22 protein-coding genes and 1 tRNA gene are annotated in these 26554 nt (G+C 69.3%); 16 read left to right on the forward strand and 7 right to left on the reverse strand.

The annotated features are described in order from the left end of the window. Complete coding sequence (pelG, locus tag Talka_RS06300) at positions 1–1377, forward strand: exopolysaccharide Pel transporter PelG (protein ID WP_143890267.1); 1377 nt, start codon at positions 1–3, stop codon at positions 1375–1377. 78 nt (positions 1378–1455) lie between these two features. Continuing rightward, positions 1456–2823, forward strand: coding sequence for an MBL fold metallo-hydrolase RNA specificity domain-containing protein (locus Talka_RS06305; protein WP_143890268.1), 1368 nt, complete (start codon positions 1456–1458; stop codon positions 2821–2823). Between the two features lie 17 nt (positions 2824–2840). Here the strand turns inward: Talka_RS06305 and Talka_RS06310 are convergent, their stop codons facing one another. After that, positions 2841–4961, reverse strand: coding sequence for a PhoX family protein (locus tag Talka_RS06310; RefSeq protein WP_246100602.1), 2121 nt, complete (start codon positions 4959–4961; stop codon positions 2841–2843). Between the two features lie 89 nt (positions 4962–5050). Then, positions 5051–6460, reverse strand: a complete 1410-nt coding sequence (locus Talka_RS06315) for an aminotransferase-like domain-containing protein (RefSeq protein ID WP_143890269.1) — start codon at positions 6458–6460, stop codon at positions 5051–5053. A 161-nt stretch (positions 6461–6621) separates the two neighbouring features. Here Talka_RS06315 and gabT point away from each other — a divergent pair, with 161 nt between their 5' ends. After that, on the forward strand, positions 6622–7932 hold the full coding sequence (gene gabT / locus Talka_RS06320; RefSeq protein WP_143890270.1) for a 4-aminobutyrate--2-oxoglutarate transaminase: 1311 nt from the start codon (positions 6622–6624) through the stop codon (positions 7930–7932). A gap of 27 nt (positions 7933–7959) precedes the next feature. Here the strand turns inward: gabT and Talka_RS06325 are convergent, their stop codons facing one another. Both Talka_RS06325 and Talka_RS06330 read right to left on the reverse strand, forming a co-directional pair. Continuing rightward, the gene (locus Talka_RS06325; RefSeq protein ID WP_143890271.1) at positions 7960–9138 is read right to left on the reverse strand and encodes an ATP-binding protein; all 1179 of its coding nucleotides are present in this window, start codon (positions 9136–9138) and stop codon (positions 7960–7962) included. Between the two features lie 45 nt (positions 9139–9183). Then, positions 9184–10101, reverse strand: coding sequence for a LysR substrate-binding domain-containing protein (locus Talka_RS06330; protein ID WP_143890272.1), 918 nt, complete (start codon positions 10099–10101; stop codon positions 9184–9186). Between the two features lie 192 nt (positions 10102–10293). On the opposite strand from Talka_RS06330, the gene Talka_RS06335 reads away from it, so the two are divergent. From Talka_RS06335 to Talka_RS06385, 11 genes are all read left to right on the forward strand, one after another. Further along, a complete protein-coding gene (locus Talka_RS06335) occupies positions 10294–11481 on the forward strand; it encodes an acyl-CoA dehydrogenase (protein ID WP_143890273.1) in 1188 nt (395 codons plus the stop codon). Positions 11482–11495: 14 nt separating this feature from the next. Beyond that, complete coding sequence (locus Talka_RS06340) at positions 11496–12668, forward strand: CaiB/BaiF CoA transferase family protein (RefSeq protein WP_143890274.1); 1173 nt, start codon at positions 11496–11498, stop codon at positions 12666–12668. A gap of 198 nt (positions 12669–12866) precedes the next feature. After that, positions 12867–13940: an ABC transporter ATP-binding protein gene (locus tag Talka_RS06345; RefSeq protein WP_143890275.1), complete on the forward strand. Its 1074-nt coding sequence runs from the start codon at positions 12867–12869 to the stop codon at positions 13938–13940. A 28-nt stretch (positions 13941–13968) separates the two neighbouring features. Then, entirely contained in the window at positions 13969–15012 is a 1044-nt protein-coding gene (locus Talka_RS06350; RefSeq protein ID WP_143890276.1) for an ABC transporter substrate-binding protein, read from the forward strand. Further along, positions 14997–16250, forward strand: coding sequence for an ABC transporter permease (locus Talka_RS06355; RefSeq protein WP_143890277.1), 1254 nt, complete (start codon positions 14997–14999; stop codon positions 16248–16250). Before Talka_RS06350 ends, Talka_RS06355 begins: the two co-directional genes overlap by 16 nt. 4 nt (positions 16251–16254) lie before the next feature. After that, a complete protein-coding gene (locus tag Talka_RS06360; protein WP_143890278.1) occupies positions 16255–17085 on the forward strand; it encodes an ABC transporter permease in 831 nt (276 codons plus the stop codon). Then, positions 17082–18053 carry an agmatinase gene (gene speB, locus Talka_RS06365; protein ID WP_143890279.1) on the forward strand — a complete coding sequence of 324 codons (972 nt, stop codon included), beginning with the start codon at positions 17082–17084 and terminating at the stop codon, positions 18051–18053. The genes Talka_RS06360 and speB overlap by 4 nt, the downstream gene beginning before the upstream one ends. A 147-nt stretch (positions 18054–18200) precedes the next feature. Next, the gene (locus Talka_RS06370; RefSeq protein WP_143890280.1) at positions 18201–19679 is read left to right on the forward strand and encodes an NAD-dependent succinate-semialdehyde dehydrogenase; all 1479 of its coding nucleotides are present in this window, start codon (positions 18201–18203) and stop codon (positions 19677–19679) included. A 110-nt stretch (positions 19680–19789) separates the two neighbouring features. Continuing rightward, a complete protein-coding gene (locus Talka_RS06375; RefSeq protein ID WP_143890281.1) occupies positions 19790–21424 on the forward strand; it encodes an ATP-binding protein in 1635 nt (544 codons plus the stop codon). A 99-nt stretch (positions 21425–21523) separates the two neighbouring features. Next, positions 21524–21597: transfer RNA gene (locus tag Talka_RS06380), tRNA-Gly, on the forward strand. Between the two features lie 97 nt (positions 21598–21694). Continuing rightward, complete coding sequence (locus Talka_RS06385) at positions 21695–22588, forward strand: recombination-associated protein RdgC (protein WP_143890282.1); 894 nt, start codon at positions 21695–21697, stop codon at positions 22586–22588. Here Talka_RS06385 and Talka_RS06390 read toward each other — a convergent pair. Continuing rightward, entirely contained in the window at positions 22585–23031 is a 447-nt protein-coding gene (locus Talka_RS06390; protein WP_143890283.1) for an OsmC family protein, read from the reverse strand. The genes Talka_RS06385 and Talka_RS06390 overlap by 4 nt on opposite strands. Positions 23032–23145: 114 nt before the next feature. Between Talka_RS06390 and Talka_RS06395 the strand changes: the two genes are divergently transcribed. Together Talka_RS06395 and Talka_RS06400 are read left to right on the forward strand one after the other, a co-directional pair. Continuing rightward, entirely contained in the window at positions 23146–24483 is a 1338-nt protein-coding gene (locus Talka_RS06395; protein WP_143890284.1) for an NAD(P)/FAD-dependent oxidoreductase, read from the forward strand. 27 nt (positions 24484–24510) lie between these two features. Beyond that, the gene (locus tag Talka_RS06400) at positions 24511–24876 is read left to right on the forward strand and encodes a DUF5368 family protein (protein ID WP_143890285.1); all 366 of its coding nucleotides are present in this window, start codon (positions 24511–24513) and stop codon (positions 24874–24876) included. 76 nt (positions 24877–24952) lie between these two features. Here Talka_RS06400 and Talka_RS06405 read toward each other — a convergent pair whose 3' ends face one another. After that, the gene (locus Talka_RS06405) at positions 24953–25204 is read right to left on the reverse strand and encodes a MoaD/ThiS family protein (RefSeq protein ID WP_143890286.1); all 252 of its coding nucleotides are present in this window, start codon (positions 25202–25204) and stop codon (positions 24953–24955) included. A 4-nt stretch (positions 25205–25208) separates the two neighbouring features. Further along, complete coding sequence (locus Talka_RS06410) at positions 25209–26522, reverse strand: NAD(P)/FAD-dependent oxidoreductase (RefSeq protein ID WP_143890287.1); 1314 nt, start codon at positions 26520–26522, stop codon at positions 25209–25211. Between the last annotated feature and the right edge of the window lie 32 nt (positions 26523–26554).

Raw genomic sequence — 26554 nt, forward strand, 5'->3', positions numbered from 1 at the left:
ATGGCTGGCATCGGCTTTGAACTGCGCAAGCTGCTGGATCGCGGCACGTTTTGGAGCGGGGCACGCGCCTACGCTTACGCTGGGCTGATCGGCTCGGGGCCGTGGGTGCTGTCGATTCTGGGCATGCTGCTGGTCGGCATCCTGTGCGCCAGCATCGTGGTGCCACCGTCGCTGGTGACGCAATTTCAAACCACCATCACCTACCTGGTGGCCGGCAGCCTCATTGCCAGCGGCGGGCTGCAGCTGGTGCTGACGCGCTACTGCGCCGACCGGCTGTTTGAGCGCCGCCCGCAGCGCGTGCTGCCCGCGCTGCATGGCACGCTGGCGGTGCTGCTGCCGCTGGCCACGCTGGTTGGCATGGGGGTGGCGCTGTGGCTGCCAGAGGTCGGCGGGCTTTACCTCGCGCTGACACTGGCGTGCTGGGTGGCGCTGTGCGCGGTATGGATGCTGGCGGTGCTGCTGTCGGGCCTGAAGCGCTACCGCGCTCTGGTGGTCATGTTCGCCGCCGGCTACGGTAGCACGGTGCTGCTGGCGTATCCATTTTCGCTGCTGGGCTGGGGACTGGAGGGGCTGCTGGCGGCGTTTTTGATCGGGCAGCTGATCCTGCTGGCCGGCCTGTGGCAGGTTGTCGTGCGCGGCTACCCGTCCGCCCACTGGGTGGGGCTGGACTGGTTGCGTCGCTCCCGCTTCTACCCCAGCCTGATGCTGGCCGGCACCGCCTTCAATCTGGCGGTGTGGGCCGACAAGTTCATCTTTTGGTTGAACCCCAGCACCTCGGTGGAAGTCATCAGCGTGCTGCGCAGCAGCCCGGTGTATGACGTGCCGGTGTTTCTGGCCTACCTGGCCATCGTGCCCGGCATGGCCATCTTTCTGGTGCGTATCGAAACCGATTTCGTCGAGTATTACGACAAGTATTACGACGCCGTGCGCGGCGGCGGCAGCCTGGCGCATATCCAAACCCTGCGTGACGAAATGATTCTGACCGTGCGCACGGGGCTGGCCGAAATCGGCAAGTGGCAGGCGATTGCCACCCTGCTGGCGCTGCTGGCGGGTCCTGCCTCGTTTGAGCTGCTGGGGCTGGATGCAGCGCTGCTGCCGCTCTTTTATGTGCAGGTCATCGGCGCCGGGCTGCAGGTGATGGTGCTGGCGCTGATCAATGTGCTGTATTACTTCGACCGGCGGCGCGACGTGGCGCTGCTGACGGTCGTGTTCCTCGTCGCCAACGTGGCGCTGACGCTGCTAAGCCTTGTCCTGGGGCCGTCCTACTACGGCTACGGCTTTGCCGCCGCCGCGCTGCTGACGGTGGCGCTGGGGCTGGTGCAGCTGGATCGGTGCTTGGGCCGCATTGACTTCGACACCTTCATGAAGCAGCCCTGAAAATCCGCGCTGACGAATGCAGCCACGCCTCGCCGGGCTGTCGCGCCTGGCCCCAGCGTTCTGGCGTAGGATGGCCCCATGACCGTCACCATCCAGTTTCTCGGCGGGGCCGGCACCGTCACCGGCTCCAAGTATCTGGTGCGCCACGGCAGCCAGCAGCTGCTGGTCGATTGCGGCCTGTTCCAGGGCTACAAGGCGCTGCGGCTGCGCAACCGCGCGCCGCTGCCCGTGGCGTCAGCGCAGATCGGCGCGGTGGTGCTGACGCACGCGCACCTGGACCACAGCGGCCACCTGCCGCTGCTGGTGCGCGAGGGCTTTCGCGGCCAAGTCTGGTGCACGCACGCCACGCGCGACCTGTGCGAAATTCTGCTGCCCGACAGCGCCCACCTGCAAGAGGAAGACGCCGCCCACGCCAATCGGCACGGCTACTCCCGGCACCACCCGGCGCTGCCGCTTTACACCGTTGCCGACGCGCGCAAGGCGCTGAGTCACCTGCGCGCGCAGCCGTTCGGCCAGCCATGGGAGCCGCTGCCGGGCTGGCGCGTGCAGCTCTTCCGTGCCGGGCACATCCTGGGGGCGGCACAGGTGCTGGTGGAAGTTGGCGGGCGGCGCATCCTGTTTTCCGGCGACCTCGGCCGCGCCGACGACCTGATGATGCGGCCGCCCGACCCGCCGCCGCAGGCCGACGCGGTGGTGGTCGAATCCACCTACGGCAACCGACAGCACCCGGACACCGACCTGATCGAAGAGCTGGCGCCGCTGCTGGCTCGCGTGGCCGCGCGCGGCGGCACGGCGGTGGTGCCGGTGTTCGCGGTGGGCCGCGCGCAGGCGCTGCTGCACGCCATCGCCCAACTCAAGCGCCAGCGCCGACTGCCGGCGGCGCTGCCGGTGTACCTGGACAGCCCGATGGCGATCCACGCCACCGCACTGCTGGAGCGCCATCTGGAGGAGCACCGACTTAGCCTCGAGGCCATCCACGCGATGACGCGCGACGTCACCGCCGTGATGTCACCCGAAGATTCCCAGGCGATCGCGCACCAGCGCGGGCCCAAGGTCATTTTGGCCGGCAGCGGCATGGCCACCGGCGGACGGGTGCTGCACCACCTCAAGCTCTACCTGGGCGACCGCCGCCACATGGTGATCCTGACCGGCTACCAGGCCCCCGGCACGCGCGGCGATGCGCTGCAGCGCGGGGCCGCCAGCCTGCGCATCCACGGCGAGGACTGGCCGGTGCGCGCCGAAGTCGCGCAGCTGCGCTCGGCCTCCGCTCACGCCGACGCCGAAGGACTGCTCGCGTGGCAGCGCACGATCCCGAACCCGCCGCGCCAGACCTTCGTCGTGCACGGGGAGCCGGATGCCGCCGACGCGCTGCGCTGCCGCATCGAGCGCGAGCTGAAGCGCACCGCCCTCGTGCCGGAGCACGGGGCGGTGTGGGAGGTCGCTTAACGCGGCACCGCTTGGGTTTAGCCGCCAATCACGCCGCCGTCAACGCGGCGAATCACCACCGTCGCCGAGCGCGGCCGCACCCCCTGGGTCGGCCATTGCGAGAAGCGGGTCGGATCGCGCGCGATTTGATTGTCGCTCCACGTCGAACCATCGGGGTTCTTAGGGCGGTTCGGATGGCTGCCCAGCTCGCCGGGGTGCTGGATGTTGACGAACATCGTCTTGCGGTCCGGGGTCCACGTCACGCCGGTCACCTCGCAGCCGGACGGACCGACGAGGAAGCGGCGGATCTCCTTCGTCACCGGATCGGCGGCCAGCATCTGGTTGTTGCCCATGCCGGCGTAGTCACCGGTGTTGCTGAACGAGCCGTCGGTCTGGATCCACAAGCGGCCGAAGCCGTCGAACATCAGGCCGTCGGGGCTGTTGAACAGGTTGTTGGCGTTGATGTTGCTGCTCGGCGCACGCTCCCCGGTGATCGACGGCTGTCCGGCCAGCACGAAGATGTCCCACGTGAACGTGGTCGCCGCGGGGTCGTTGCCGGCCTCGGTCCAGCGCACGATGTGGCCCCACAGGTTGTTGGTGCGCGGGTTGGCCTCGTCGACCGGCGGGCGGGCCGAGCCGGCGCTCGAGGATCCATCCGGGTTGTTGGACGACGCCGGCGTCGTGCCGCGGCGGTTGTTGTTGGTCAACGTCACATAAACGTTGCCCGGGTTCTTCGGGTTGACGGTGATCCACTCCGGACGATCCATCATCGTGGCGCCGACCGCATCAGCTGCTTGGCGCGTTTTGATCATGATCAGCGCCAGCACCTCGGCGTCGGTGGGGGCGGCAAAGTTGGGGTTTTCGCGCAGGGGCTTGCCATCCACGCCCACCGTGCTGGGCAGCAACGGAATCCACACGCCGGTCCCCATCCGGTCGCCGGCCACCGGCCCCGCGTCAAACCGCGCCACATACAACGTGCCCTGTTCCAGCAGGCGGCGGTTGGCGGCGCTGGTGGGGTTGGCGGCGTCGAACTTGCCGCTGGAGACGAACTTGTAGATGTACTCGTTGCGCTCGTCGCAGCCCATGTAGACCACGACACGGCCGTCCGGGCCGATCGACACCGCCGCGTTCTCGTGCTTGAAGCGGCCCAGCGCCGTGCGCTTGACCGGGCGCGCGTTCGGGTCGAATGGGTCGATCTCCACCACCCAGCCAAAGCGGTTCGGCTCGTTCGGATTGGCGTTGACGTCGAAGCGCGGATCGACGGTGTGCCAGAGGTAGCCGAACCCGTCCTTGGTGATGCCGTAGCGGCGCTCCAGCGCGGTCGGCGTGCGGTCGCCGTTCCAGCCAAAGTAGCCGTTGAAGTTTTCCTCGCAGGTCAGGTAGGTGCCCCACGGCGTACGGCCGGATCCGCAGTTGTTGAGCGTGCCCAGCACCATCGTGCCGGCCGGATCGGCCGCCGTGCGCATCAGCGGATGGCCCGCCGCCGGCCCCTGGATGCTGACCGGCGTGTTGCCGTGGATGCGGCGGTTGTACGGCGAGGTCTTGACGTGCTCCCACATGCCGTCGGCTCGGCGGCGGATGTGGGCGATCGTGACGCCGTGGCCGGCCTGACCCTTGCGGGCCTTCTCCAGCGTGAACGGCAGCAGCCAGTTCTCGGAGTCCGAGCCGGGAGCGTAGAAGTACTCGGGGTTGATGTACTCGTGGTTGAAGACCAGCAGGCCTTCGTCGCTGCGGTTGCCAAAGCCGTTGCCGGCGGCGTTGAAGCCGAAGAACTCGATGCCGTCGTGGTTGTCGCCGACCTGCAGCTCCTGCTCAGCCGCGGTGTTGCTGGCGTCGGGCTTCCACGCCGGCGCGCTGGCGTTGATCGGCTCCCCCCAAGGCAAAAACGCGGTTGCCACATAACCCGCAGGCACGAGCACGCTGTCGCCGGTGGCCGCCGGGATGCCCTGAAAGCCCAGCATCTGCTCCACGGGGTCGTCGCCGCCGCCCAAACAGCCCGACAGCATGCCAAGGAACGGCAGCGAGGCGGCGCCGAGGCCGGCCTTCATCAGCCGGCGGCGCGTCGGATCATGGCCAATGGCCTGCTCGACCACTTCTTGCAGATGGCGGTTGCCGGAAACGTTGGAAACGCCGTCATCGTCACGGATGCTCTGTGCCACGTTGGTGCTCCTGGTGGTGTTGCGGGTAAGCGCCGCGCACTGTGGCGCAGCCCCGTGACGGAGCCATGACAGCGGCCGGCCGCTGTCGCCTAGCGGACAGCGCACGTCCCTGCGGTAGCCGAAACGAGGAACGACCACAGCGCCTCGTCGTCGCAAAACGCCACGTTGAAGCGCAGCCAGGGGCTGGGCGCCAGATCCAGGCCGAACAGGTGCCCGGGGCCGAGCAGGATGTCGTGCTCGGCGGCCTGGTAGGCCAGCGTCGAGGCGTTGTCGATCGCCGGGTGGCGCGCCCACAGGAACATGCCGGCGCCGGGCTGGGCGAACAGCTCAAAGCCCAGCCGCTGCAGCCGCTCGGCGGCGGCCTGCTGCGCCGCGGCCAGGCGCTGGCGCAGGCTGCGCAGGTGCTTGCGCCAGCGCCCGTCGGTCAGCGCCCCGAACGTGAGGCGCTCAGCGAATTCGGACGACGTCAGGCCGGAGATCATCTTCAGCTGCGCCAGATCCTCCAGCACCTCGGGATGCGCGGCGACAAAGCCGACACGCAGGTTCGGCGAGACGGTCTTGGAGAAGCTGCCGATGTAAACCACCCGCTGCAACTGGTCGAGGCTGGCGAGCGAGGGCCGCGGCTCCGGGTCGAGGTCGGCGTAGATGTCGTTTTCGACGATGCGCAGGCCGTGCCGTTCGGCCAGCTGCAGCAGCCGGTGCAGCTGCGCCAGATTGGCCACCGACCCGGTGGGGCTGTGCAGCCGCGGCTGGGTGAACAGCACCTTCGGCGCATGTTCGGCGATACGCGCCTCCAGCGTCGCCAGATCCCAGCCCCACGGGGTGCGCGGCACGCCGATCAGACGCGCCCCCAGGAAGCGCAGCGAAAACAACAGGTTCGGGTAGCCCGGCTCGTCCACCAGCACCGCATCGCCCGGGCGCACCAGGCGGCGCGCCACCAGGTCCATCGCCTGGCTGGAGCCGTGCGTCAGCAGCACCTGATCGCGGCTGAGCGCAATTTCTTGCTCGGCCAACAGGTCGCGCACCAGCTGGCGCAGCGGCGTGTAGCCCTTGGGCTCGCCGTAGCCGCCTAAATCGACCTCCTGCGCCGCCAGCGCGCGCAGGCTGCGCCGCACGCCGTCGCCAAACAGCCAGTCGTGCGGCAACCAGCCGCAGCCAGGCTTCAAGCGCAGGTTGCGGTTTTCGAACACGCGCCGCAAATACCACATCGAGTCAAAGTGATACTGCGACGGACTGCCCGAGGTTGCCAGCGTCGGCGCGTCCTCACGGTGCCGAACAAAAAAGCCAAGTTGGGGGCGCGACACCAAATAACCCAGCGCCACCAGTCGGTCATAGGCATCGACCACCGTGTAAACGCTGACCCCGTGCGCGTGCGCGAACTGCCGGATCGACGGCACCTTGGCGCCGGGACGCAGCACGCCGGCGCGGATCAGCTCGCGAAAGCCTTCCACGATCTGCTGCACCAGCGGGATCGGGCTTTGGGCGTCGAGCGCAAACATCCAAGGGGTTTTTCTGTATCGGTCTGCCGGGCGCTACAGCGCCTTGTGCCGCTGCTCAGGCTTGTATATGGTAGCGCTTGCCCGCCAGCGCCATGATCGGTGTGCGAACGCTTGGCGCCCTCCGGGCGCCAGTCCGCCTGTCATTTTTGGAGACCTGCACCATGCACCGCGACCCGCACGTACCCCCCGCCACCCGCAGCAACGCCGCCCTGATGGCGCGCCGCCGCGCTGCCCTGCCCGCCGGCCTGGGCCAGACGCACGAAGTGTTCGCCGAGCGGGCCGAAGGCGCTGAAGTGTGGGACGTCGAGGGCCGCCGCTACATCGATTTCGCCGGCGGTATCGCGGTGCTCAACACTGGCCACCGCCATCCGAAGATCGTCGAAGCCGTCAAGGCGCAGCTCGACAAGCTGCACCACACCTGCTTCCAGGTGCTGGCCTACGAGCCCTACGTCGAGCTGGCCGAGCGCCTGATCGCCAAAATGCCCGGCGACTTCGCCAAGAAGGCGTTTTTCCTTTCTACCGGCGCCGAGGCGGTGGAAAACGCCATCAAGATCGCGCGCGCCGCCACCGGCCGGCAGGGCGTCATCGCCTTCGGCGGCGGCTTTCATGGCCGCACGCTGCTGGGCATGGCGCTGACCGGCAAGGTCGCCCCCTACAAAGCGGGCTTTGGGCCGTTTCCGGCCGAGGTTTATCACGCCGAATACCCCAACGCGCTGCACGGCGTGACGGTGGACGACGCGCTGCGCAGTCTGCAACATTTGTTCAAATACGACATCGAGCCACAGCGCGTCGCCGCCCTCATCCTGGAGCCGGTGCAGGGTGAGGGGGGCTTCTACGTCGCCCCGTTCGAGTTCGCGCGCGCGCTGCGCCGGCTGTGCGACGAGCACGGCATCGTCTTCATCGCTGACGAGGTGCAGACCGGCGCCGGCCGCACCGGCACCTGGTTGGCCTGCGAGCAGTGGGGCGTGGCGCCGGACCTGGTCACGATGGCCAAGAGCATGGCAGGGGGTTTTCCGATCTCCGCCGTCATCGGGCGCGCCGAGCTGATGGACAAGGTGCCGCCGGGGGGGCTCGGCGGCACCTACGCCGGGCATCCGCTGGCGTGCGCCGCGGCGCTGGCGGTGCTGGACGTGTTCGAGGAGGAGCGGCTGCTGGAGCGCAGCCGCGCCATCGGCGAGCGGCTGCGCGCGGGGCTGACCGCCATGATGGCGCGCCACGCCGAGATCCGCGACGTGCGGGGCTTGGGCGCCATGGTGGCCATCGAGCTGTTCGAAGGCGGCGACCTCACCCGCCCCGCCGCCGAGCTGACGCGGCGCCTGTGCGCCGAGGCGCTGCAGCGCGGGCTGGTGCTGCTGTCGTGCGGCCTCTACGGCAACGTGATCCGCATCCTGGTGCCGCTGACCGCCAGCGACGCGCTGCTCGACGAAGGGCTGGCGATCATGGAGGCGGCGCTGGTGGCGGCGAAGGGTTGAACAACACGTCTTGGCGCGGGGGCTGGGTCATTCGCCCGGGTCACGGTCAGCCAACAGCCGCACGGCTTCGGGCAGCGGCAACGCCTCCACGCCCGGGGCCAGCGCGAAGCGCTCGTTTCCGGCATACACCACCCAGGCCCGCTCGGGTTGCACGGTCTGCAGTCCGGCATAAAACCCTCGCTCCAGTTTCGGCGCCGAACTGCGCTTGATTTCAACAGCCCATGGCGCTGCATGGCTTGGCAGCTCCAGCAGCAAGTCGATTTCCGCCCCCGCCGCGGTGCGGAAAAACGACGCCTGCGTGCCCGCGGGGGCGGCCGCCAACAGGGACTCGATGACCATGCCCTCCCAACTCGCCCCGGCCACGGGGTGCGCCAGCAGCGCCTCGTGGTCGGCAATGCCCAGCAGCGCGTGCACCAATCCGCTGTCGCGCACATACACCTTGGGTGACTTGACCAGGCGCTTGCCCACGTTGTGCGACCACGGCGGCAGTCGCCGCACCAGCAGCAGATCCACCAGCAGGTCGAGGTAGCGCGCCACGGTCTTGCCATCGACCGCCAAGGCGCGCGCCAACGCGGCCGCGTTGAGCAACGCCCCTTGCTGGTGGGCCAGCATGGTCCAGAAACGGCGCAGGGTCTCCGCCGGAATGCGCGGGCCCAGCTGCGGGATGTCGCGCTCCAGGTAGGTGCGAATAAAGTCGAGCCGCCAGCGCAGGCTGGCCGCATCGGAGGCCGCCAGCAGGCTTAAAGGAAAGCCCCCACGCAGCCAAAGGGCTTGCAACCGCCCCGCCCCCACCTCCCCTGCGTCCAGCGGCCCGAGTTCCAGGTAGCGGATCCGCCCGGCCAGCGACTCGCTGGATTGCCGAAGCAGCTCAATCGAGGCCGAGCCCAACACCAGAAAGCGCCCCGTCCCTTGGCCCCGGCGTCGCCCCTGATCGATCAGACCGCGCAGCGTGCGAAACAGCTCGGGAGCACGTTGCACCTCATCCAGAATGACCAACTTGTCCTCGTGAGCCGACAGGTAGAGCGCCGGATCGCTCAGCTTGGCCCGATCGACCTCCGACTCTAAATCGAGATACACCGCCGGTCGGCGCGCCGCCACCTCCAGCGCCAAGGTGGTCTTCCCCGCCTGCCTTGGCCCCAGCAAGGCCACCGCCGGGACCTCATCCAGCGCCAACAACACTTCACGCAACAGCCGTCGCTCAATCATCCTTGCAATTATGGAGAAAAACTCCAGATTTGCAAGGATGCCAGGTCACCCCGGCGGCAAGGAGGCCGCGGCGGCGCACTCCTCCACCAGCCACGCGCGCAGGCGCGCCAGCGCCTCGCGCTCGGGCCCGTCGGGCTGCACGAGGTAGTAGGCGCGCTCGCCGCGCAGCGGCGCGGCGCACGCCACCGCCAGCTCGCCGCGGGCCAGCTCCTGCTGCACCAGCAGGGTCGGCATCAGCGCCACGCCCAGCCCGGCGATCGCCGCTGCGGCCTGCATGGAGAACAGCTCGTAGCGCGGCCCGGCCATCGCGTGCGGCGCCTCCACGCCCTGCGCCTCGAACCAGCGCCGCCACGCGTCGGGCCGGGTGGACTGCTGCAGCAGCGGCAGGCTCGCCAGCGCCGCCGCCGGCACCGGCCGGCCCTGCGGCAGCAGCCGCGGGCTGCACACCGGCAGCACCTCCTCCTCCAGCAGGCGCGTGGCGCGCGTACCGGGCCATTGGCGCAGCTGCTCGGGCGTGCCGGCCCACAGCGCCGCCTCCAGCCCGCTGTCGGGGAAGAGAAACGGGCGCGTGCGCGTCTCCAGGTGCACCAGCAGCTGCGGGTGGCGCGCCGCCAGCCGCGGCAGGCGCGGGATCAGCCAGCGCGTGGCAAAGGTGGGCACCGTGGCCAGCGTGACGCTGTCGCCCTGCCCGCGGCGCCCCATCAGATCGACGGTGTCGCGCTCCAGCGCCTCCAGCCGGCGGCTCACCTGGCGCGCGTAGTCGGCCCCAGCGGGGGTGAGCGCCATGCCGTGCGGCGTGCGGCGGAACAGCTTGACGCCGAGGAACCCCTCCAGCGCCGCCACCTGACGCGACACCGCCCCCTGCGTCAGCGCCAGCTCCTGCGCCGCGCGGGAAAAGCTCTGGTGGCGCGCGGCGGCCTCGAAGCATTGCAGGGCCTGCAGGGTGGGAAGGCGGCGGCGCATGGAGCAAGCAAAATATAACTGACAGTTATATTTTACGCCTACCGTGCATACGGTATGCGTTTCGCTCATATCGGCAACACAAAAAATCGTTTGCCCCCGGGCAACCGTCTCCCTACGATTCCGACACGGCATCCCTGCGGCGCATGCCCCGAGGGTGCCACCCCGCTTCCCTCGATCGCTTCCACTCGCGCCATGAGCCAGACCAAGACTGCCTTCGACTGGGCCGACCCGTTCTTCCTCGACGACCAGCTGCTGCCGGAGGAGCGCGCCGTGCGCGACGCCGCGCGCGCCTACTGCCAGGACAAGCTGCTGCCGCGCGTGCAGCAGGCGTTCCGCCACGAGCGGACCGACCGCGCCATCTTCCGCGAGATGGGCGAGCTGGGGCTGCTGGGCCCCACCATCCCCGAGCCCTACGGTGGCGCCGGCCTCAACTACGTCAGCTACGGTCTGATCGCGCGCGAGGTCGAGCGCATCGACAGCGGCTACCGCAGCATGATGAGCGTGCAGAGCTCGCTGGTGATGGTGCCGATCTTCGAATTCGGCACCGAGGCGCAGCGGCAAAAATACCTGCCCAAGCTCGCCCGCGGCGAGTGGGTGGGGTGCTTTGGCCTGACAGAGCCGAACCACGGCTCCGATCCGGGCAGCATGACGACGCGCGCGCGCAAGGTGCCGGGGGGCTGGCGCTTGAGCGGCGCCAAGATGTGGATCACCAACGCGCCGATCGCCGACGTGTTCGTCGTCTGGGCCAAGGACGACGACGGCCAGATCCGCGGCTTCGTGCTGGAAAAGGGCTGGGCGGGCCTGTCGGCCCCGGCCATCCACGGCAAGGTGGGCTTGCGCACCTCCATCACCGGCGAAATCGTCATGGACGACGTCTTCTGCCCCGAGGAGAACGCCTTCCCCGAGATCCGCGGCCTGAAAGGCCCCTTCACGTGCCTGAACAGCGCGCGCTACGGCATCGCGTGGGGGGCGCTCGGCGCGGCGGAAGACTGCTACCTGCGCGCGCGCCAGTATGTGCTGGATCGGCGCCAGTTCGGCCGGCCGCTGGCGGCCAACCAGCTGATCCAGAAGAAGCTTGCGGACATGCTGACCGAGATCGGCATCGGCCTGCAGGCGTGCCTGCGGCTGGGGCGGCTCAAGGACGAGGGGCGCGCGCCGGTGGAGCTCACCAGCGTCTGCAAGCGCAACAGCTGCGGCAAGGCGCTGGAGATCGCCCGCATGGCGCGCGACATGATGGGCGGCAACGGCATCAGCGACGAATACGGCGTGGCGCGCCACCTGGTCAACCTGGAGGTCGTCAACACCTACGAAGGCACGCACGACATCCACGCGCTGATCCTGGGCCGCGCCATCACCGGCATCGCGGCGTTCGCCAACTGAACAGGGGGCGGCCGATGGATGCCTCCACCCCTCCCCCGTCCGCTGCCCCGGCCCCGCCCCGGCCGCTGGAGGGCGTGCGGGTGCTGGACCTGTCACGCGTGCTGGCCGGCCCGTGGGCCAGCCAGATCCTGGCCGACTACGGCGCCGACGTGCTCAAGGTCGAGCGCCCCGGCAGCGGCGACGACACCCGCGCCTGGGGCCCGCCGTGGTGGGGCGAGGGCGCAGCGCGCCAGTCCGCCTACTTCATCTGCGCCAACCGCGGCAAGCGCTCGGTGGCGCTGGACCTCACCCACCCCGACGGCATCGCGCAGGTGCGGCGCCTGGCCGCCGAAGCTGACGTGCTGCTGGAAAACTACAAGGTCGGCCAGCTGGCCAAGTTTGGGCTGGATGCCGCAAGCCTCACACGCCTAAACCCGCGCCTGATCTACTGCTCCATCACCGGCTACGGCCAGAGCGGGCCGCTGGCGTCCAAGCCCGGCTACGACTTCGCCATCCAGGCCGAGGCGGGCCTGATGAGCATCACCGGCGAGCCTGACGGCGAGCCGCTGAAGGTCGGCGTCGCGGTGGTCGATCTGATGACCGGCCTCTACGCCGCCACGGCGATCCTGGCCGCCCTGCACGAACGCGCCCGCACCGGCCGCGGGCGCGTGCTGGACGTGGCGCTGTTCGACGTCGCGGTGGCGATGCTGGCCAACCAGGCCGCCAACCAGCTGATCGGCGGCGCCACGCCCCGGCGCCTGGGCAACGCCCACCCCAACATCGTGCCGTACCAAGCCTTTGCCACCGCCGACGGGCACCTGGTGCTGGCGGTCGGCAACGACGCGCAGTTCGCCCGCTTCTGCGAGGCAGCCGGCCACCCCGAGGTGGCGCGCGACCCGCGCTACGCCACCAACCCGGCGCGCGTGCAGCACCGCGGCGAACTGGTGCCGCGCATCGCCGACTGGCTGCGCACGCGCCCCACCGCCGAATGGGTGCAGACGCTCGAAGCCGCCGGCGTGCCGTGCGCCCCGATCCACGACCTGGCGCAGGTGATGGCCCACCCGCACACCCGTGCGCGCGGCCTCGTGCTGCCGGCCCGACAGAACCGCCCACCGATGGTGGCGCACCCGGTGCGCTTCGACGGGCAACGCCCGATGGCCCATCTGCCGCCGCCGGGGTTGGGAACGGCGCCGGCGACATGGGAATAAAGCCATCCGTGCAGCAGGATATCCCCATGTTGGCGCATCGGACGTCCCCATGGAGGTGCCGGATGCACCGTCACAGGCCTCCGGGAATCCATGTACCGGCCCGCGCGGCGGTACAGCGCCCGCGTAGGGCGGCGCCAACTGTACCGGCCGAATGCCCCGTCGTTGGCTAGAGTGTCGATCATCGTCCGACCCAGTCCCATGGCCGCCAACCCCCTCGTCACCTTCGACGCCGTCCAGAAGACCTACGATGGCAAACACCTCGTCGTGCGCAACCTGCACCTGACGATCGAGACGGGGGAGTTCATCTCGCTGCTGGGGCCGTCCGGATCGGGCAAGACCACCACGCTGATGATGCTGGCTGGTTTCGAGACGCCGACGGCCGGCCGCATCCTGCTGCGCGAGCGCGACATCACCCACACCCCGCCACACAAGCGCCACTTCGGCATGGTGTTCCAGGACTACGCGCTGTTTCCGCACATGACGGTGGCGGAAAACATCGCTTATCCGCTGACGGTGCGTCGCCTCGACCGCGCCGAACGGGAGCGGCGGATCCGGCGCGCGCTGGACATGGTGCAGATGACGGCCTTGGCCGACCGGTATCCGGCGCAGCTGTCGGGCGGGCAGCGCCAGCGCGTCGCGCTGGCGCGAGCGCTGGTCTTCGACCCACAGCTGGTGCTGATGGACGAACCGCTCGGGGCGCTGGACAAGCAGCTGCGCGAACACATGCAGCTGGAGCTCAAGGCCCTGCACCGCCGCCTCGGCCTGACGTTCGTCTACGTGACGCACGACCAGTCCGAGGCCCTGACGATGTCCGATCGGGTGGCCGTGTTCAACGACGGCATCATCCAGCAGATCGACCCGGTCGAACGCCTCTATGAGACCCCCGTCAACCGCTTCGTCGCCACCTTCGTCGGCGACAGCACCAACCTGCCCGGCACGGTGGCTGCCGTCCAGGAGGGGGGTGTGATTGTCGATGTCGGCGGCGTCCGCCTGACCGCGGTCAACGTCAACGCCGCCGGCCCCGGCACCCCGGTGACCTGCTGCATCCGCCCGGAGCGCATCGGCGTGCTGGCCGACGACGAGACCGCCAGCGACAACGTCCTGACGGCCACGGTCGAGGACGTGATCTATTTCGGCGACCACGTCAGGCTGCGCTGTCGCCATGCGCAACATGAAATCACGGTTAAGCGGCCACTGGTAGCCGCTCCCGTCCAGCCCGGGCAACCGATCCGGCTGCACCTGCCCGCGCAACACCTGCGCGCCTACCGATGACGTCTTCCACCACCAGAGGAGATCCTCGATGAAACGTGCTGCCATCCCCGCTGCCATCGCTGCCGCCATCGCGCTGACCGCCTGGACGGCCTACGCGCAACAGGCCACGCTGACGGTCGTCAACTTTGGCGGTGCCAACGGTGCCGCCCAGAAGAAGGCCTACATCGAGCCCTTCGAGAAGGCGGCCAACGTGCGGGTGACTGCCGTCGAGTACAACGGCGAGCAGGCGCGCATCAAGGCCATGGTCGAGGCCCGGCGTGTCACGTGGGACGTGGTCGAGGTCGAAAGCCCGGATGTCAGCCGCGGCTGCGACGAGGGGCTGTTCGAAAAGCTGGACTGGTCCAAGATCGGCAACAAGGCCGACTTCATGCCCGACGCCGTGCACGACTGCGGAGTCGGTACGTTCGTGTGGTCGACGGTGCTGGCCTACAACGGCGACCGACTGAAGGACGCCCCGAAGAGCTGGGCCGATTTCTGGGACGTAAAGAAATATCCGGGCAAGCGCGGCATGCGCAAGGGAGCTCGCTACAACCTGGAGTTCGCCCTGATGGCCGACGGCGTCAAGCCGGCCGACGTCTACAAGGTGCTGGCCACCAAGGAAGGCGCCGACCGGGCCTTCCGCAAGCTGACCGAGCTCAAGCCCCACATCCAGTGGTGGGAGGCTGGCGCCCAGCCGCCCCAGTTCCTCGTCGCCGGCGACGTCGTCATGACCACCGCCTACAACGGCCGCATCGACGCTGCCCAGCGCGAAGGTCGCAACCTCAAGATTACTTGGACAGGTGGCATCTATGACCTCGACTACTGGGTCATCCCGAAGGGTTCGCCGAACCGGGATCTGGCGCACCGGTTCATCGCGCTGGCCAGCACCCCCGAGGCACAAGCCGAATACGCCCGCCTGATCTCCTACGGCCCCACCAACACGAAGGCGATCGCCCGTCTGGATGCGAAGGTGCTGGAGCAGCTGCCCACGTCGCCGGCCAACAGCCGCGAGGCACTGCGCTTCAACATCCAGTTCTGGGCCGACCAGGGTGAGGCCCTGGAGAAGCGCTTCGCGGCATGGGCGGCACAGTGACCCCAGCCACCATGGGCGTAGCTGGGCGCGAGCTCGTGCGGCGCCTGCGGCGCGCCCAGCGGCGCCAGCAGTGGCGTGCGGCGGCCCTGACCGCCCCGCTGCTGCTGTTCCTGCTGGTGTTCTTTTTGGTGCCGCTGGGCGCGATGCTGCTGCGCGGCGTCGAGAACCCCGAGGTCGCCGACGCCCTGCCCGCCACCGCCCGTGCCCTGCAGCACTGGGACAGACACCACGCCCCGCCGGATGCAGCTTACGCGGCCGTCGTGGCCGACCTGTACGCCATCGAGGAGCCGGCCCAGGCCGGTGCGCTGGCGCGGCGGCTTAACAGCGAGGTGCCCGGGGCGCGCTCGCTGATCATGGGCACCTACCGTGCCGTCCGCTCGGCCCCGCCGCCTCCCGAGAAGGCCCGCGCGGCGCTGCTGGAGCTCGACGTGCGCTGGGCCGAACTCGAATACTGGCGCGCCATCGCCAAGAACACGCGGCGCTGGACCCTGGACTATCTGCTGTCGGCGGTCGACCTGCGCCGCGACGTCGACGGCGGGTTGCACCGGCTGCCGCCGGAGGAGGCCGTCTTCGGCGATATCCTGCTGCGCACCTTCGGCATCAGCGCCACCGTGACGGTCGTGGCGCTGCTGATGGCCTACCCGCTGTCGTTCTGGCTCTCGACGCTGCCGGAACGACGTGCCAACCTGCTGCTGATCCTGGTGTTGCTGCCGTTCTGGACTTCGGTGCTGGTGCGCATCGCGGCCTGGATCGTGCTGTTGCAGAGCAACGGCCTGATCAACCGAGGATTGCAGGCGCTGGGCCTCATCGACGCGCCGCTGCCTTTGCTGTTCAACCGCACTGGCGTGATCATCGCCATGGTGCACATCCTGCTGCCGTTCATGATCCTGCCGCTGTACAGCGTGATGAGGAGCGTGCCGGCGAACTACCTGCGCGCCGCCGTCTCCCTCGGAAGCCACCCGCTGGCCGCCTTTTTCCGCGTCTACGTGCCGCAGACCTATCCGGGCGTGGCCGCGGGCTGCCTGCTGGTGTTCATCACGTCGATCGGCTACTACGTGACCCCCGCGCTGCTGGGCGGGGCCGGTGACCAGATGCTGAGTTACTACATCGCCCAGTACACCAACGTGGAGGTCAACTGGGGCATGGCGTGCGCCCTCGGCGGGGTGCTGCTCGCCGCCACGCTGGTGTTGTTCGGCTTCTACCGTCGCGTCGCGCGCGGCGGTCTCAGTCTGGGGTGACTGCATGAACGGGTTGCGACTTCGACCGGACCTGCCCGCCCACTACCGCTGGCCGGACATCCTGGGCTGGTGGGCGCTGCGGCTGATGGCGTCTCTGGTGCTGGTGTTCCTGCTGCTGCCGATCCTGGCGATCGTGCCGCTGTCGTTCAGTGACAGTACGTTCCTCGCGTATCCAATCGAAGGCTGGTCGCTGCGCTGGTATCGCGAGATGGCCTCGACACCGGAGTGGGCGCGCGCCGCCCGCAACAGCTTCATCGTCGCCCCCGCTGCGACGCTGATCGCCACCGTGCTGGGCACGCTGGCGGCTATGGGACTGGCGCGCTCGCGCTTCCCGGGCAAGGAGCTGGTCAACAGCCTCATCCTGCTGCCGATGGTGGTGCCGGTGATCGTGGTGGCGGTCGGCACCTACCTCTATTTCGCCCGCCTCGGCCTCAACGACTCCTACCTCGGCCTGATCCTAGCTCACGCGGCGCTGGGCGCGCCGTTCGTCGTCACCACCGTCACCGCCACGCTGCAGAACTTCAACCAGAACCTCGTGCGCGCCAGCCTCAGCCTTGGCGCCAGCCCCTTGGAGACATTCCGCCGCGTCACGCTGCCGGTGATCGCTCCCGGCGTGCTGTCCGGCGCGCTGTTCGCCTTTGCCACCTCCTTCGACGAGGTCGTGGTCACACTCTTCCTGGCCGGCCCCGACCAGGTGACGCTGCCCCGACAGATGTTCACCGGCATTCGTGAAAACATCTCCCCGACGATCGCCGCGGTGGCGACGCTGCTGACGCTTTTCACCACGGCCCTGATGCTGACCCTGGAGTGGCTGCGCGGAAGGACCCGGCGATGAACGAACCGGTCCAACCCATCCCGCCGCGCAACCAGCCGCTCGGCGGCAACGAGATGCCCCGCTTCGGCGGGCCGGCGACGATGATGCGCCTGCCGGCGGCCGACACCCCGCACGGCCTCGACGCCGCATTCATCGGCGTGCCGCTGGACATCGGCACCAGCCACCGCCCCGGCGCCCGCTTCGGTCCGCGCCAGATCCGCGCCGAGTCGGCTCTGCTGCGGCCCTACAACATGGCCACGGGTGCCGCACCGTTCGACACGCTGCAGGTAGCCGATCTCGGCGACGTGCCGATCAATCCTTACCACCTGCCGAAATCGGTCGACATCATCGAGCGCCACTACCGCCCGATCATCGACGCCGGCTGCATTCCGCTGACGCTGGGCGGAGACCATACCCTCGTGCTGCCGATCCTGCGCGCGGTGGCCGCCCGACATGGCCCGGTGGCGCTGATCCACGTCGATGCCCACGCGGACGTCAATGACACCATGTTCGGCGAACCGCTGGCCCATGGCACGCCTTTCCGGCGGGCGGTCGAGGAAGGGCTGCTTCAGAGGAACAAGGTCTGGCAGATCGGGCTACGGGGGACGGGTTACGCCATCGACGACTTCGACTGGCCGCGCCACCAAGGATTTCACCTCGTGCCTGCCCACGAGGTCTGGGGACAAACGCTGGCACCGCTGATGGATGAGATTCGTCAGCAGATCGGGCCGCAGACCCCGACCTACCTCAGCTTCGACATCGACGGCATCGACCCCGCCTACGCCGGAGGAACGGGCACCCCGGAAATCGGGGGGCTGACGGTCCCGCAGGCCCTGGAAATCGTGCGCGGCTGCCGTGGCCTGCGGCTGGTGGGGTGTGACCTCGTCGAAGTCTCCCCTCCGTACGACCCGAGCGGCAACACCGCGCTGCTCGGCGCCAACCTGCTGTACGAGATGCTGTGCGTGCTGCCGGGCGTGCGGTATCGCTGACGACGCCGACAGCCGACGCCCGCGCAGCTGTATCGGCCCACAGCCCGGCACAACGGCGTGCAGGCTGTCGCGCGCTGTACCGCCACGCGCACGCCAGCCGGGCTACAGTACCGCGATCATCGGAGCCTGGATGGATGGAGTTTCTCGATGGACATGCCGACCTCGCCGCTTGCCCTGCTGCGTGATCCCACGCTGCTGAAGACCGACGCGCTGATCGACGGCCGCTGGGTGGCCGGCCCGGCGCGCTTTGCCGTGCACGACCCAGCCACCGGGGCCAGGCTCGCGGAGGTGGCCCGGCTCGGGCCTGCCGAGGCCGAAGCCGCCATCGCCGCGGCCAACGCCGCCTGGCCGGCTTGGCGCCACCGCACGGCCAAGGAACGCGCCAACCTCCTGCGCCGGTGGTACGAACTGCTCATGGCCCACCAGGACGATCTGGCGCGGCTGATGACCGCCGAGCAGGGCAAGCCGCTGCCGGAGGCCAAGGGCGAAGTGGCCTACGGCGCCAGTTTCGTCGAGTGGTTCGCCGAGGAGGCCAAGCGCGTCAACGGCGAGACGCTGCCGCCCTTCGACATGAACCGCCGGCTGCTGGTGCTCAGGCAACCGATCGGCGTCTGCGCGGCCATCACGCCGTGGAATTTTCCGCTGGCGATGATCACGCGCAAGGTGGCCCCGGCGCTGGCCGCCGGCTGCACGGTGGTGATCAAGCCCGCGGAGCAGACGCCGCTGACGGCGCTGGCGGCGGCGGAGCTCGCCATGCGCGCCGGCATCCCAGCCGGCGTGCTCAACGTGCTGACCAGCGACGGCCCCGGCAGCGTCGAGATCGGCCAGGTGCTGTGCGCCAGCCCCGTGGTGCGGCACCTGAGCTTCACCGGCTCCACCGAGGTCGGCCGCATCCTGATGGCGCAAAGCGCCCCGACGATCAAGAAGCTGTCGCTGGAGCTGGGCGGCAACGCGCCGTTCATCGTCTTCGACGACGCCGACATCGACAGCGCGGTGGAAGGGGCGTTTGCCAGCAAGTACCGCAACGCCGGCCAGACCTGCGTCTGCTCCAACCGCATCTACGTGCAGGAGGGGGTGTACGAGGCGTTCGTGCAGAAGTTCGCCGCCAAGGTGGCCACCGCCAAGGTCGGCAACGGCTTCGAGGAGGGCGTCAACCAGGGCCCGCTGATCGAGGAGGCCGCGGTGGAGAAGGTGCAGCGCCACGTGGACGACGCGCTGGCCAAGGGCGCGCGGCTGCTGACCGGCGGGCGGCGGCTGGGCGGGCTGTTTTATGCGCCCACGGTGGTGGCCGACGCCACGCCCGACATGCTGTGCGCCCGGGAGGAGACCTTCGGGCCGTTTGCGCCGGTGTTCCGCTTCCGCACCGAGGACGAGGTGATCCGCATGGCCAACGACACCGAATACGGCCTGGCGGGCTACTTCTACAGCCGCGACGTGGGACGCATCTTCCGTGTCGCCGAGGCGCTGGAGTACGGCATGGTCGGCGTCAACGTCGGCATCCTGGCCACCGAGCACGTGCCGTTCGGCGGCGTCAAGCAGTCGGGCCTGGGCCGCGAAGGCTCGCACCACGGCATCGACGAATACCTGGAGCTGAAATACATCTGCATCGGGGACGTGCTCAAGTGAACGGCAGCGCGCGGCAGGTGGTCGCAACGTGAATGGAAGGCCCCGCGCCCACCCTCCCCGCCGAGCGGCGGCGGCGATCCGGTGGGGGTGACCGTGCTACCCTTGGCGGCATGAACCGGGTCACGCCCACCCGCCGCAAACTGCCGATCGGCATCCAGACCCTGCGCGACATCCGCGAGGGCGGCTACTACTACGTGGACAAGACGCCGCTCGTCGCGCGCCTGGCGGACAGCGGCAAGTTCTACTTTCTCTCCCGCCCGCGCCGCTTCGGCAAGAGCCTGCTGCTGGACACCATCGCCTGCGCGTTCGAGGGCAAGCGGCAGCTGTTCGATGCGCACGACGGCGCGGATGGCACGGCGCCGCGAGAGAAGCTCTTCCTGGCCGACCACTGGGACTGGGTCAAGCCCCACCCGGTGATTCGGCTGAGCTTTGCCGCCGGGCGGCTGCAGCGGCGCGAACAGCTGGAAGAGCACATCCACGCGCAGCTGGAGGCCAACGCCCGTCATCTGGGCGTGGAGCTTCCGCCGCCGCAGACCGACATCCCGCTGCGCTTCGATGCGCTGATCGAGCGCGCCGCTGAGACCCACCACCGCCAGGCCGTGGTGCTGGTCGATGAATACGACAAGCCGATCCTCGACAACCTCGAAGCCCCTGAGATCGCCCGCGCCATGCGCGAGGGCTTGCGCAACCTCTACAGCGTCATCAAGGGAAGAGACGCCGACCTGCGCTTCGTGCTGCTGACGGGGGTGTCCAAATTCAGCAAGGTCTCGATCTTCTCAGGGCTCAACAACCTCAACGACATCACGCTGGACGAGCGCTACGGCACGCTGTGCGGCTACACCGAGGAGGACATCGACACGGTGTTTGCGCCGGAGCTGGAGGCTGCCAAGCAAGAGGGCCAGCCGCTGGACCGCGAGGAGATCCGGCGCTGGTACAACGGCTACCGCTGGGGCCCGGTGAGCGTTTACAACCCGTTCGACGTGCTGTTGCTGCTGGACAAGCGGCAGTTTCGCGCGCACTGGTTTGAGACCGGCACGCCGACGTTTCTCGTGGAGTGGCTGCGCGGCAAGGGGTTCTTCACCCCGCAGCTGGAGCGGCTCTACGCCAGCGAGCAGCTGCTCTCCACCTTTGACGTGGAGCGTATCGAGCCCGAGGCGCTGCTGTGGCAGACGGGGTATTTGACCATCGACGGCCAGCAGCGCAAGGGCGCTGCCACGGTCTACACGCTGCGCGTGCCCAACCTCGAGGTGCGCAGCGCCCTCAACGAGGCGCTGCTGCTGGGCGGGTGGCTGCCGGGCGGCACCCCGCTGTCGCAACTGACCCTGCGGCTGTACGACCTGCTCACCGATGGCGATGCGCAAGCCCTGCGCGCGCACTTCGAGCGGCTCTACGCCAGCATCCCGCACGATTGGGTGCGCGCCAACCCGATTGCGCAGTATGAAGGCTATTACGCCAGCGTCTTCTACAGCCACTTGGCAAGCCTGGGCCTGGACATCGTGCCGGAGGAGGTCTCCAACCCGGGCCAGTGCGACCTCGTCATCCGCCATGCGGGCCGCGCGTGGGTGATCGAGTTCAAGGTGATCGACGGCGACGCCCCCACCGGCGAGGCGATGCGCCAGCTCAAGGCCAAGGATTACGCCGCCAAGCACCGCGGCGCGCCGGGCATTGAGGAGGTGATCGAACTCGGCGTGGAGTTCAGCCCCACGAAGCGCCAGATCGTCGGGTGGGAGGTGGCGCGCGGTTGAACCAGCCTTGCGGCCGCCTCCCCCACGACCGGAAGCCGGCTCGCGCGCGAGCCGACGGTCGAGGCGGGTGCGCGGGAATTCGCTAAAATAGCGTTCCGTGCGGCTGTCGTTCAATGGTAGGACCTGAGCTTCCCAAGCTCAAGACGTGGGTTCGATTCCCATCAGCCGCTCCAGAACCGAACCGGCCCCGCTCGCGGGGCCTTTTTGTTGGCCGCACCCGGCGGGCCTGAGGGGGCCACCGCCGCGCGCGGCCACAGGGAAACCGGGCTGATGTTCAAGAACCTGACCGTGCTTCGCGTGGCCGAGGCGCCGGCGCTGGAGCTGGAGGCGATCGAGGAGGCGCTGCGGCGGCGCCCCTTCGTGCCGTGCGGGCCGACGCAGGCCGAAAGCCTGGGCTGGGTGCCGCCGCGCGACGATGCGCACGCGCCGCTGGTGGAGGCGGTGGCCGGGCACCGGCTGATGCGGCTGCGGCTGGAGCACAAGCGCGTGCCGGCGGCGGCGGTGCGGCGCGAACTGGAGGCGCGCTGCGCGCGGATCGAGGCCGCCGAAGGCCGCCAGCCGGGCCGGCGCGAGCAGCGCGAGCTGAAGGAGGCGATCCAGCAGGAGCTGCTGCCGCGGGCGTTCGCCAGCACGGCGGACGTGTGGGTCTGGTGGGACGTGCGCGCCGGCCGGCTGCTGCTGGACACCACGACCGCGCGGCGCGTGGACGCCGCCACCACCGCGCTGGTGGAGGCGCTGCCGGGCTGGCGCGCCGAGCCGCTGGCCACCGCCACCTCCCCGGCCAGCGCCATGGCGGCCTGGCTGGGGAGCCGCACCGAGGACTGGCCGGCGCCCTTCGCACCGGGGCGCGAGGTGGAGCTCAAGGGCGACGGCGACAGCCCGCCGGTGGTGCGCTTCGCGCGCCACGTGCTGCACGCCGAGGCGATGCGCGAGCACTTGGCGCAGGGCAAGCGGCCGACGCGGCTGGCGCTGGACTGGCGCGGGCGCGTGCAGCTCGTGCTGACCGAGGCGCTGCAGCTGCGCCGCATCGCCTTCGACGACGGCGCGTTCGAGGCCAGCGACCACGGCGAGGCCGACCGCTTCGACGCCGATGCGGCGATCGCCACCGGCGAGCTGTCCAGCCTGCTGGACGACCTGATCGCCGCGCTCGGCGGGCCGCTTTAGCCCTTGAGCCGCTGACCGGCGCCGTCCAGCACGCGGATGTCGATCGGCACCCCCTGGCGCACGCTCATCGAGACGGTGCAGAACTCCTCGAACTGCGCCAGGATGCGGTCGAGGTGCTCGTAGTCGGCGCCGGGGCGCTCCAGCTGGATGTCCACCTCGATGCGCTGGATGCGCAGCCGGCCTTGCTCGTTGCGATCCACGGTGGAGCGCGCCACCGCGCGCAGCGTGCCGGGGTCGTTCTTGAACTTGGTCAGCGCAAACGTCAGGCTGGCCGACAGGCAGTTGGCCACCGCCGCCAGCAGCAGGTGGTTGGGCGTGGGGCCCTGCCCGTGGCCGAGCGGGGCCGGCTCGTCGCTGAACAGGTGCGGCCAGCCGGTGCCGAAGTCGATGTCGAACTGGTAGCCGCTGCGGCGGGTCAAGGTGACGGTGGCTTGGGAGGCCATATGCGGGAAACTCCTAGGCTAGACGAGCCCGATCGATTGAGAAATATCAAATGAACTGGACCACGTGTTTTTGATCATACAAACTCCCGAGAGTATGAAACGAGGACGCAGAGGATGAACGACCATCATGTTGACCGTCGCGCCGCGCTGCGCCGGCTGGCCATGCTGGCTGGCGGCGGCGTGGCGCTGGCCGGCGTCGGCGCCACCACCACCCCCGCACGCGCGGCCACCGAGCCGGTGCGCACCCAGGCCCGCATCGCCATCGTCGGCGCCGGCGCCGCCGGCCTGGCGGCGGCCTCGCGCCTGTCGCAGCGGCTGCAGGGCGCGCAGATCACGCTGATCGACGCCCGGCGCGAGCACTACTACCAACCCGGCTACACGCTGGTCGGCGCGGGCATCAAGCCGGCCAGTTATGTCGTCTCCACCACGCAGGAATACATCCCGCGCGGCGTGGAGTGGGTGCAGGAAGCCGCCGCCGAGCTCGACCCCGACGCACGCAAGGTCGTCACCGCCAGCGGGCGCGCGGTGCCGTATGACTTTTTGATCGTGGCCTGCGGGCTGGAGCTGAACTACGGCGGCATCGAGGGCATGGACCCCGGCCTGATCGGCCGCGAGGGCATCGGCAGCGTTTATTACGGCCCGCAGGCTGCCGCTGAAACGTGGAAGACGATGGCCGCCTTCGCGCAAAAAGGCGGCGTGGCGCTGATGGGCCGCCCTCATACCGACATGAAGTGCGCCGGCGCGCCGCTCAAATACACCTTCATCACCGACGACCGGCTGCGCCGCGCCGGCACGCGCGGCAAGGCCGAACTTCACTATTTTGCGCCGCAAAAAACGCTGTTTTCGGTGCCGATTGTGGCCGAAAAGGTGCGCATGCTGTTCCAAGATCGCGGCGTCAAGACGCACCTGGAGCACCGGTTGGTGGCCATCGATGCGGGGCGGCGCATCGCCACTTACGAGTCGCCGGCGGGCCGCACCGAGATGCAGTGGGACTTCATCCACGTGGTGCCGCCGATGCGCGCGCCAGAGGTGGTGCGCAACAGCCCGCTGCCTTGGCAGGACGGGCCGTTTGCCCGCGAGAGCTGGCTGGAGGTGGACCGCGAGACGCTGCGCCACAAACGCTACGCCAATGTGTTCGGCGTCGGCGACATCGCTGGCGTGCCCAAGGGCAAGACCGCCGCCAGCGTCAAATGGCAGGTGCCGGTGGCGGTGGACCACCTGATCGGCGACATCACCGGCAAGCCCTCCAGCGAAACCTACAACGGCTACACCTCTTGCCCGCTGATCACCCGGCTGGGCCGCGCGATGCTGATCGAGTTTGACTATCACGACAACCTCTACCAATCGTTCCCGGGGTTCATCGCGCCACTGGAGGAGCTGTGGGTCAGCTGGGTGATGAAGACGATGGCGCTCAAGCCCACTTACCTTAGCATGCTGCGCGGACGCGCCTGAGCCCATTCAACAAGTAGCGAGGAGACGATGAAGGACTACGATCCGATGGTGTTTCTGGCGGTGTTCCAGGAAATGCTGGGGCCGCTGCTGTGGATTCTGCCGCTGCTGGCGCTGGCGGCGGTGGCGGGCTTCGTGTGGGTATGGCGACGCGAAGGCGGCTTGGTGTCGCGCCGGCTAGTGCGCGCCGAGCTGCTGGGCCTGCTGGGCGGCGGCCTGGCGCTGGTGATCATGGCGGCGGTGTCGTCGTCGGGCTTCACCGACGCCGCAGGTCCCGCCGACTGGTTCTTGATCATGATCGTCTATGGCGTCGGGTTTGTGGCCACCACCGTGCTGGCCTACACGGTGCTGGGGCTGCTGTGGCCCCGGCAACCCACAGCCAAACCCGCCACCTAACGCCGCGGCGCAAGCAAACCATCCCACGGCGGCTGGCGGCTGAGGGTTGTGACGCTGTCAAAACCGCCCCGTCGCCTCAACCGCCGGCCACCGGCGGCCAGATGGCCAGCACGTCGCCTTCTTGCAGACGGCGCTCAGGGCGCTGCGGCGGGGCCACATACACGCCGTTGACCAGCACCAGGTGCACGAGCTGAGGCGGCAGGTTGAGGCGGTCGATCGCCTGTTGCACCGTGGTGCCGTCGGGCAGCGGCAGAGTGATGGAGTTGCCGTGGCCTGCGGCGGGCAAATGATCCGACAGCGTCGCAAACAATTTGAGCGTGACGTTCATCGCCTCATCGTAACGCGGCTTCGGCTGGGCTGCCAGGGCGCCCACGGCGGCGCGCGTCCCCCGGCCCAGCCCAATCCGCTTGCCCCTGGGCGCAGGCCAAATAGGCGCTCATGAACTGGGTCGGATCGCGTCGTAGCGTCTCTTTCCACGGCCCGAGGCGCACCTGCCCCTCGACCAAGCCGCGCAACGCGCCGATGTGCGCCGTCCAGCCAACCGTATTGCTGCCGATCAGGCGGTCGCCGTCGAACGCCAGGCTGATCATGCGCGGGCGCGCTTCGTCCACCCACTCGACGTGCTCGCCGCCTGGCACGCCCTGCCACTGGCCAAAGCTGCTGGAAATCAACCCGAGCGTGTCCAGCACGTTGATCTGCGTGACGCCGCGCAGCTCGGCGGCTCGGCCGGCCATGTTGAGCGCCGCCACGCGCGCCTGCTCCGCCGCGTTGGGCTGGATGGCGCTGACGATGGAGCGGGCGCTGACCTTGTCGAACGCCTCGGCGCAGTCGCCGGCGGCGTAGATGCCCGGCACGTTGGTCTGCATGCGCTCATCCGTCAGCACGCCCTGCAGGCAGCGGATGCCGCTGCCCTCCAGAAACCCGATCGCCGGGCGCACGCCGGCGGCGATGATGACGAGGTCGGCGGCCACGCGCTCGCCGTTGGACAGCCGCGCCTGCAACGGGGCCGCATGCTCAATGGCCTCGATGCGCGTGCCGGTCAGCACGCGCACGCCTTGCTGCTCGCACCAGCGGCGGATCATGCCGCCCGCAGTCGGGCCCATCATGCGCGGCACCATGCGGTCGCCCATCTCGACCACCGTCAGCTGCACGCCGCGCTGCTTGAGCGCCTCCATGATGATGCAGCCGATGAAGCCGGCCCCCAGCTGCAGCACGCGCGCGCCGGGCGTGGCGCGCTGCAGGATGGCGCGGGCGTCGGCCAGCGTCCAGCAGTGGTGCACGCCAGGCAGGTCGATGCCGCGGATCGGGGGCTTGAGCGGCTGCGAGCCGGTGGCGATCAGCAGCCGGTCGAACGCCAGCGTGGCGCCATCGGCCAACTGCACGGTGCGGCTTTCGGCGTCCACCGCCACCGCTCGCCCTTGCACGCGCTCGATGCGCAGCGCCTCGTAATGCCCCGGCGACTTGCGCAGCCACGTGCCGTCCTCGCCGATCTGGCCGATCAGCAGGTAGGGGATCGCCATGCGCGAATACGGCGGCTCGGGCTCGTCGCCGACCAAGGTGATGCGGTCGGCTGGGGCGTGCTTGCGGATCGTCTCCGCGGCGATGACGCCGGCCGGGCCGGCGCCGAGGATCACGTGGTGCGTCATCAGCAAGGCTCCCATCCGCGGGAAGGGCCCCG

The sequence above is a fragment of the Tepidimonas alkaliphilus genome (assembly GCF_007556595.1).
Taxonomy (GTDB): Bacteria; Pseudomonadota; Gammaproteobacteria; order Burkholderiales; family Burkholderiaceae_C; genus Tepidimonas; species Tepidimonas alkaliphila.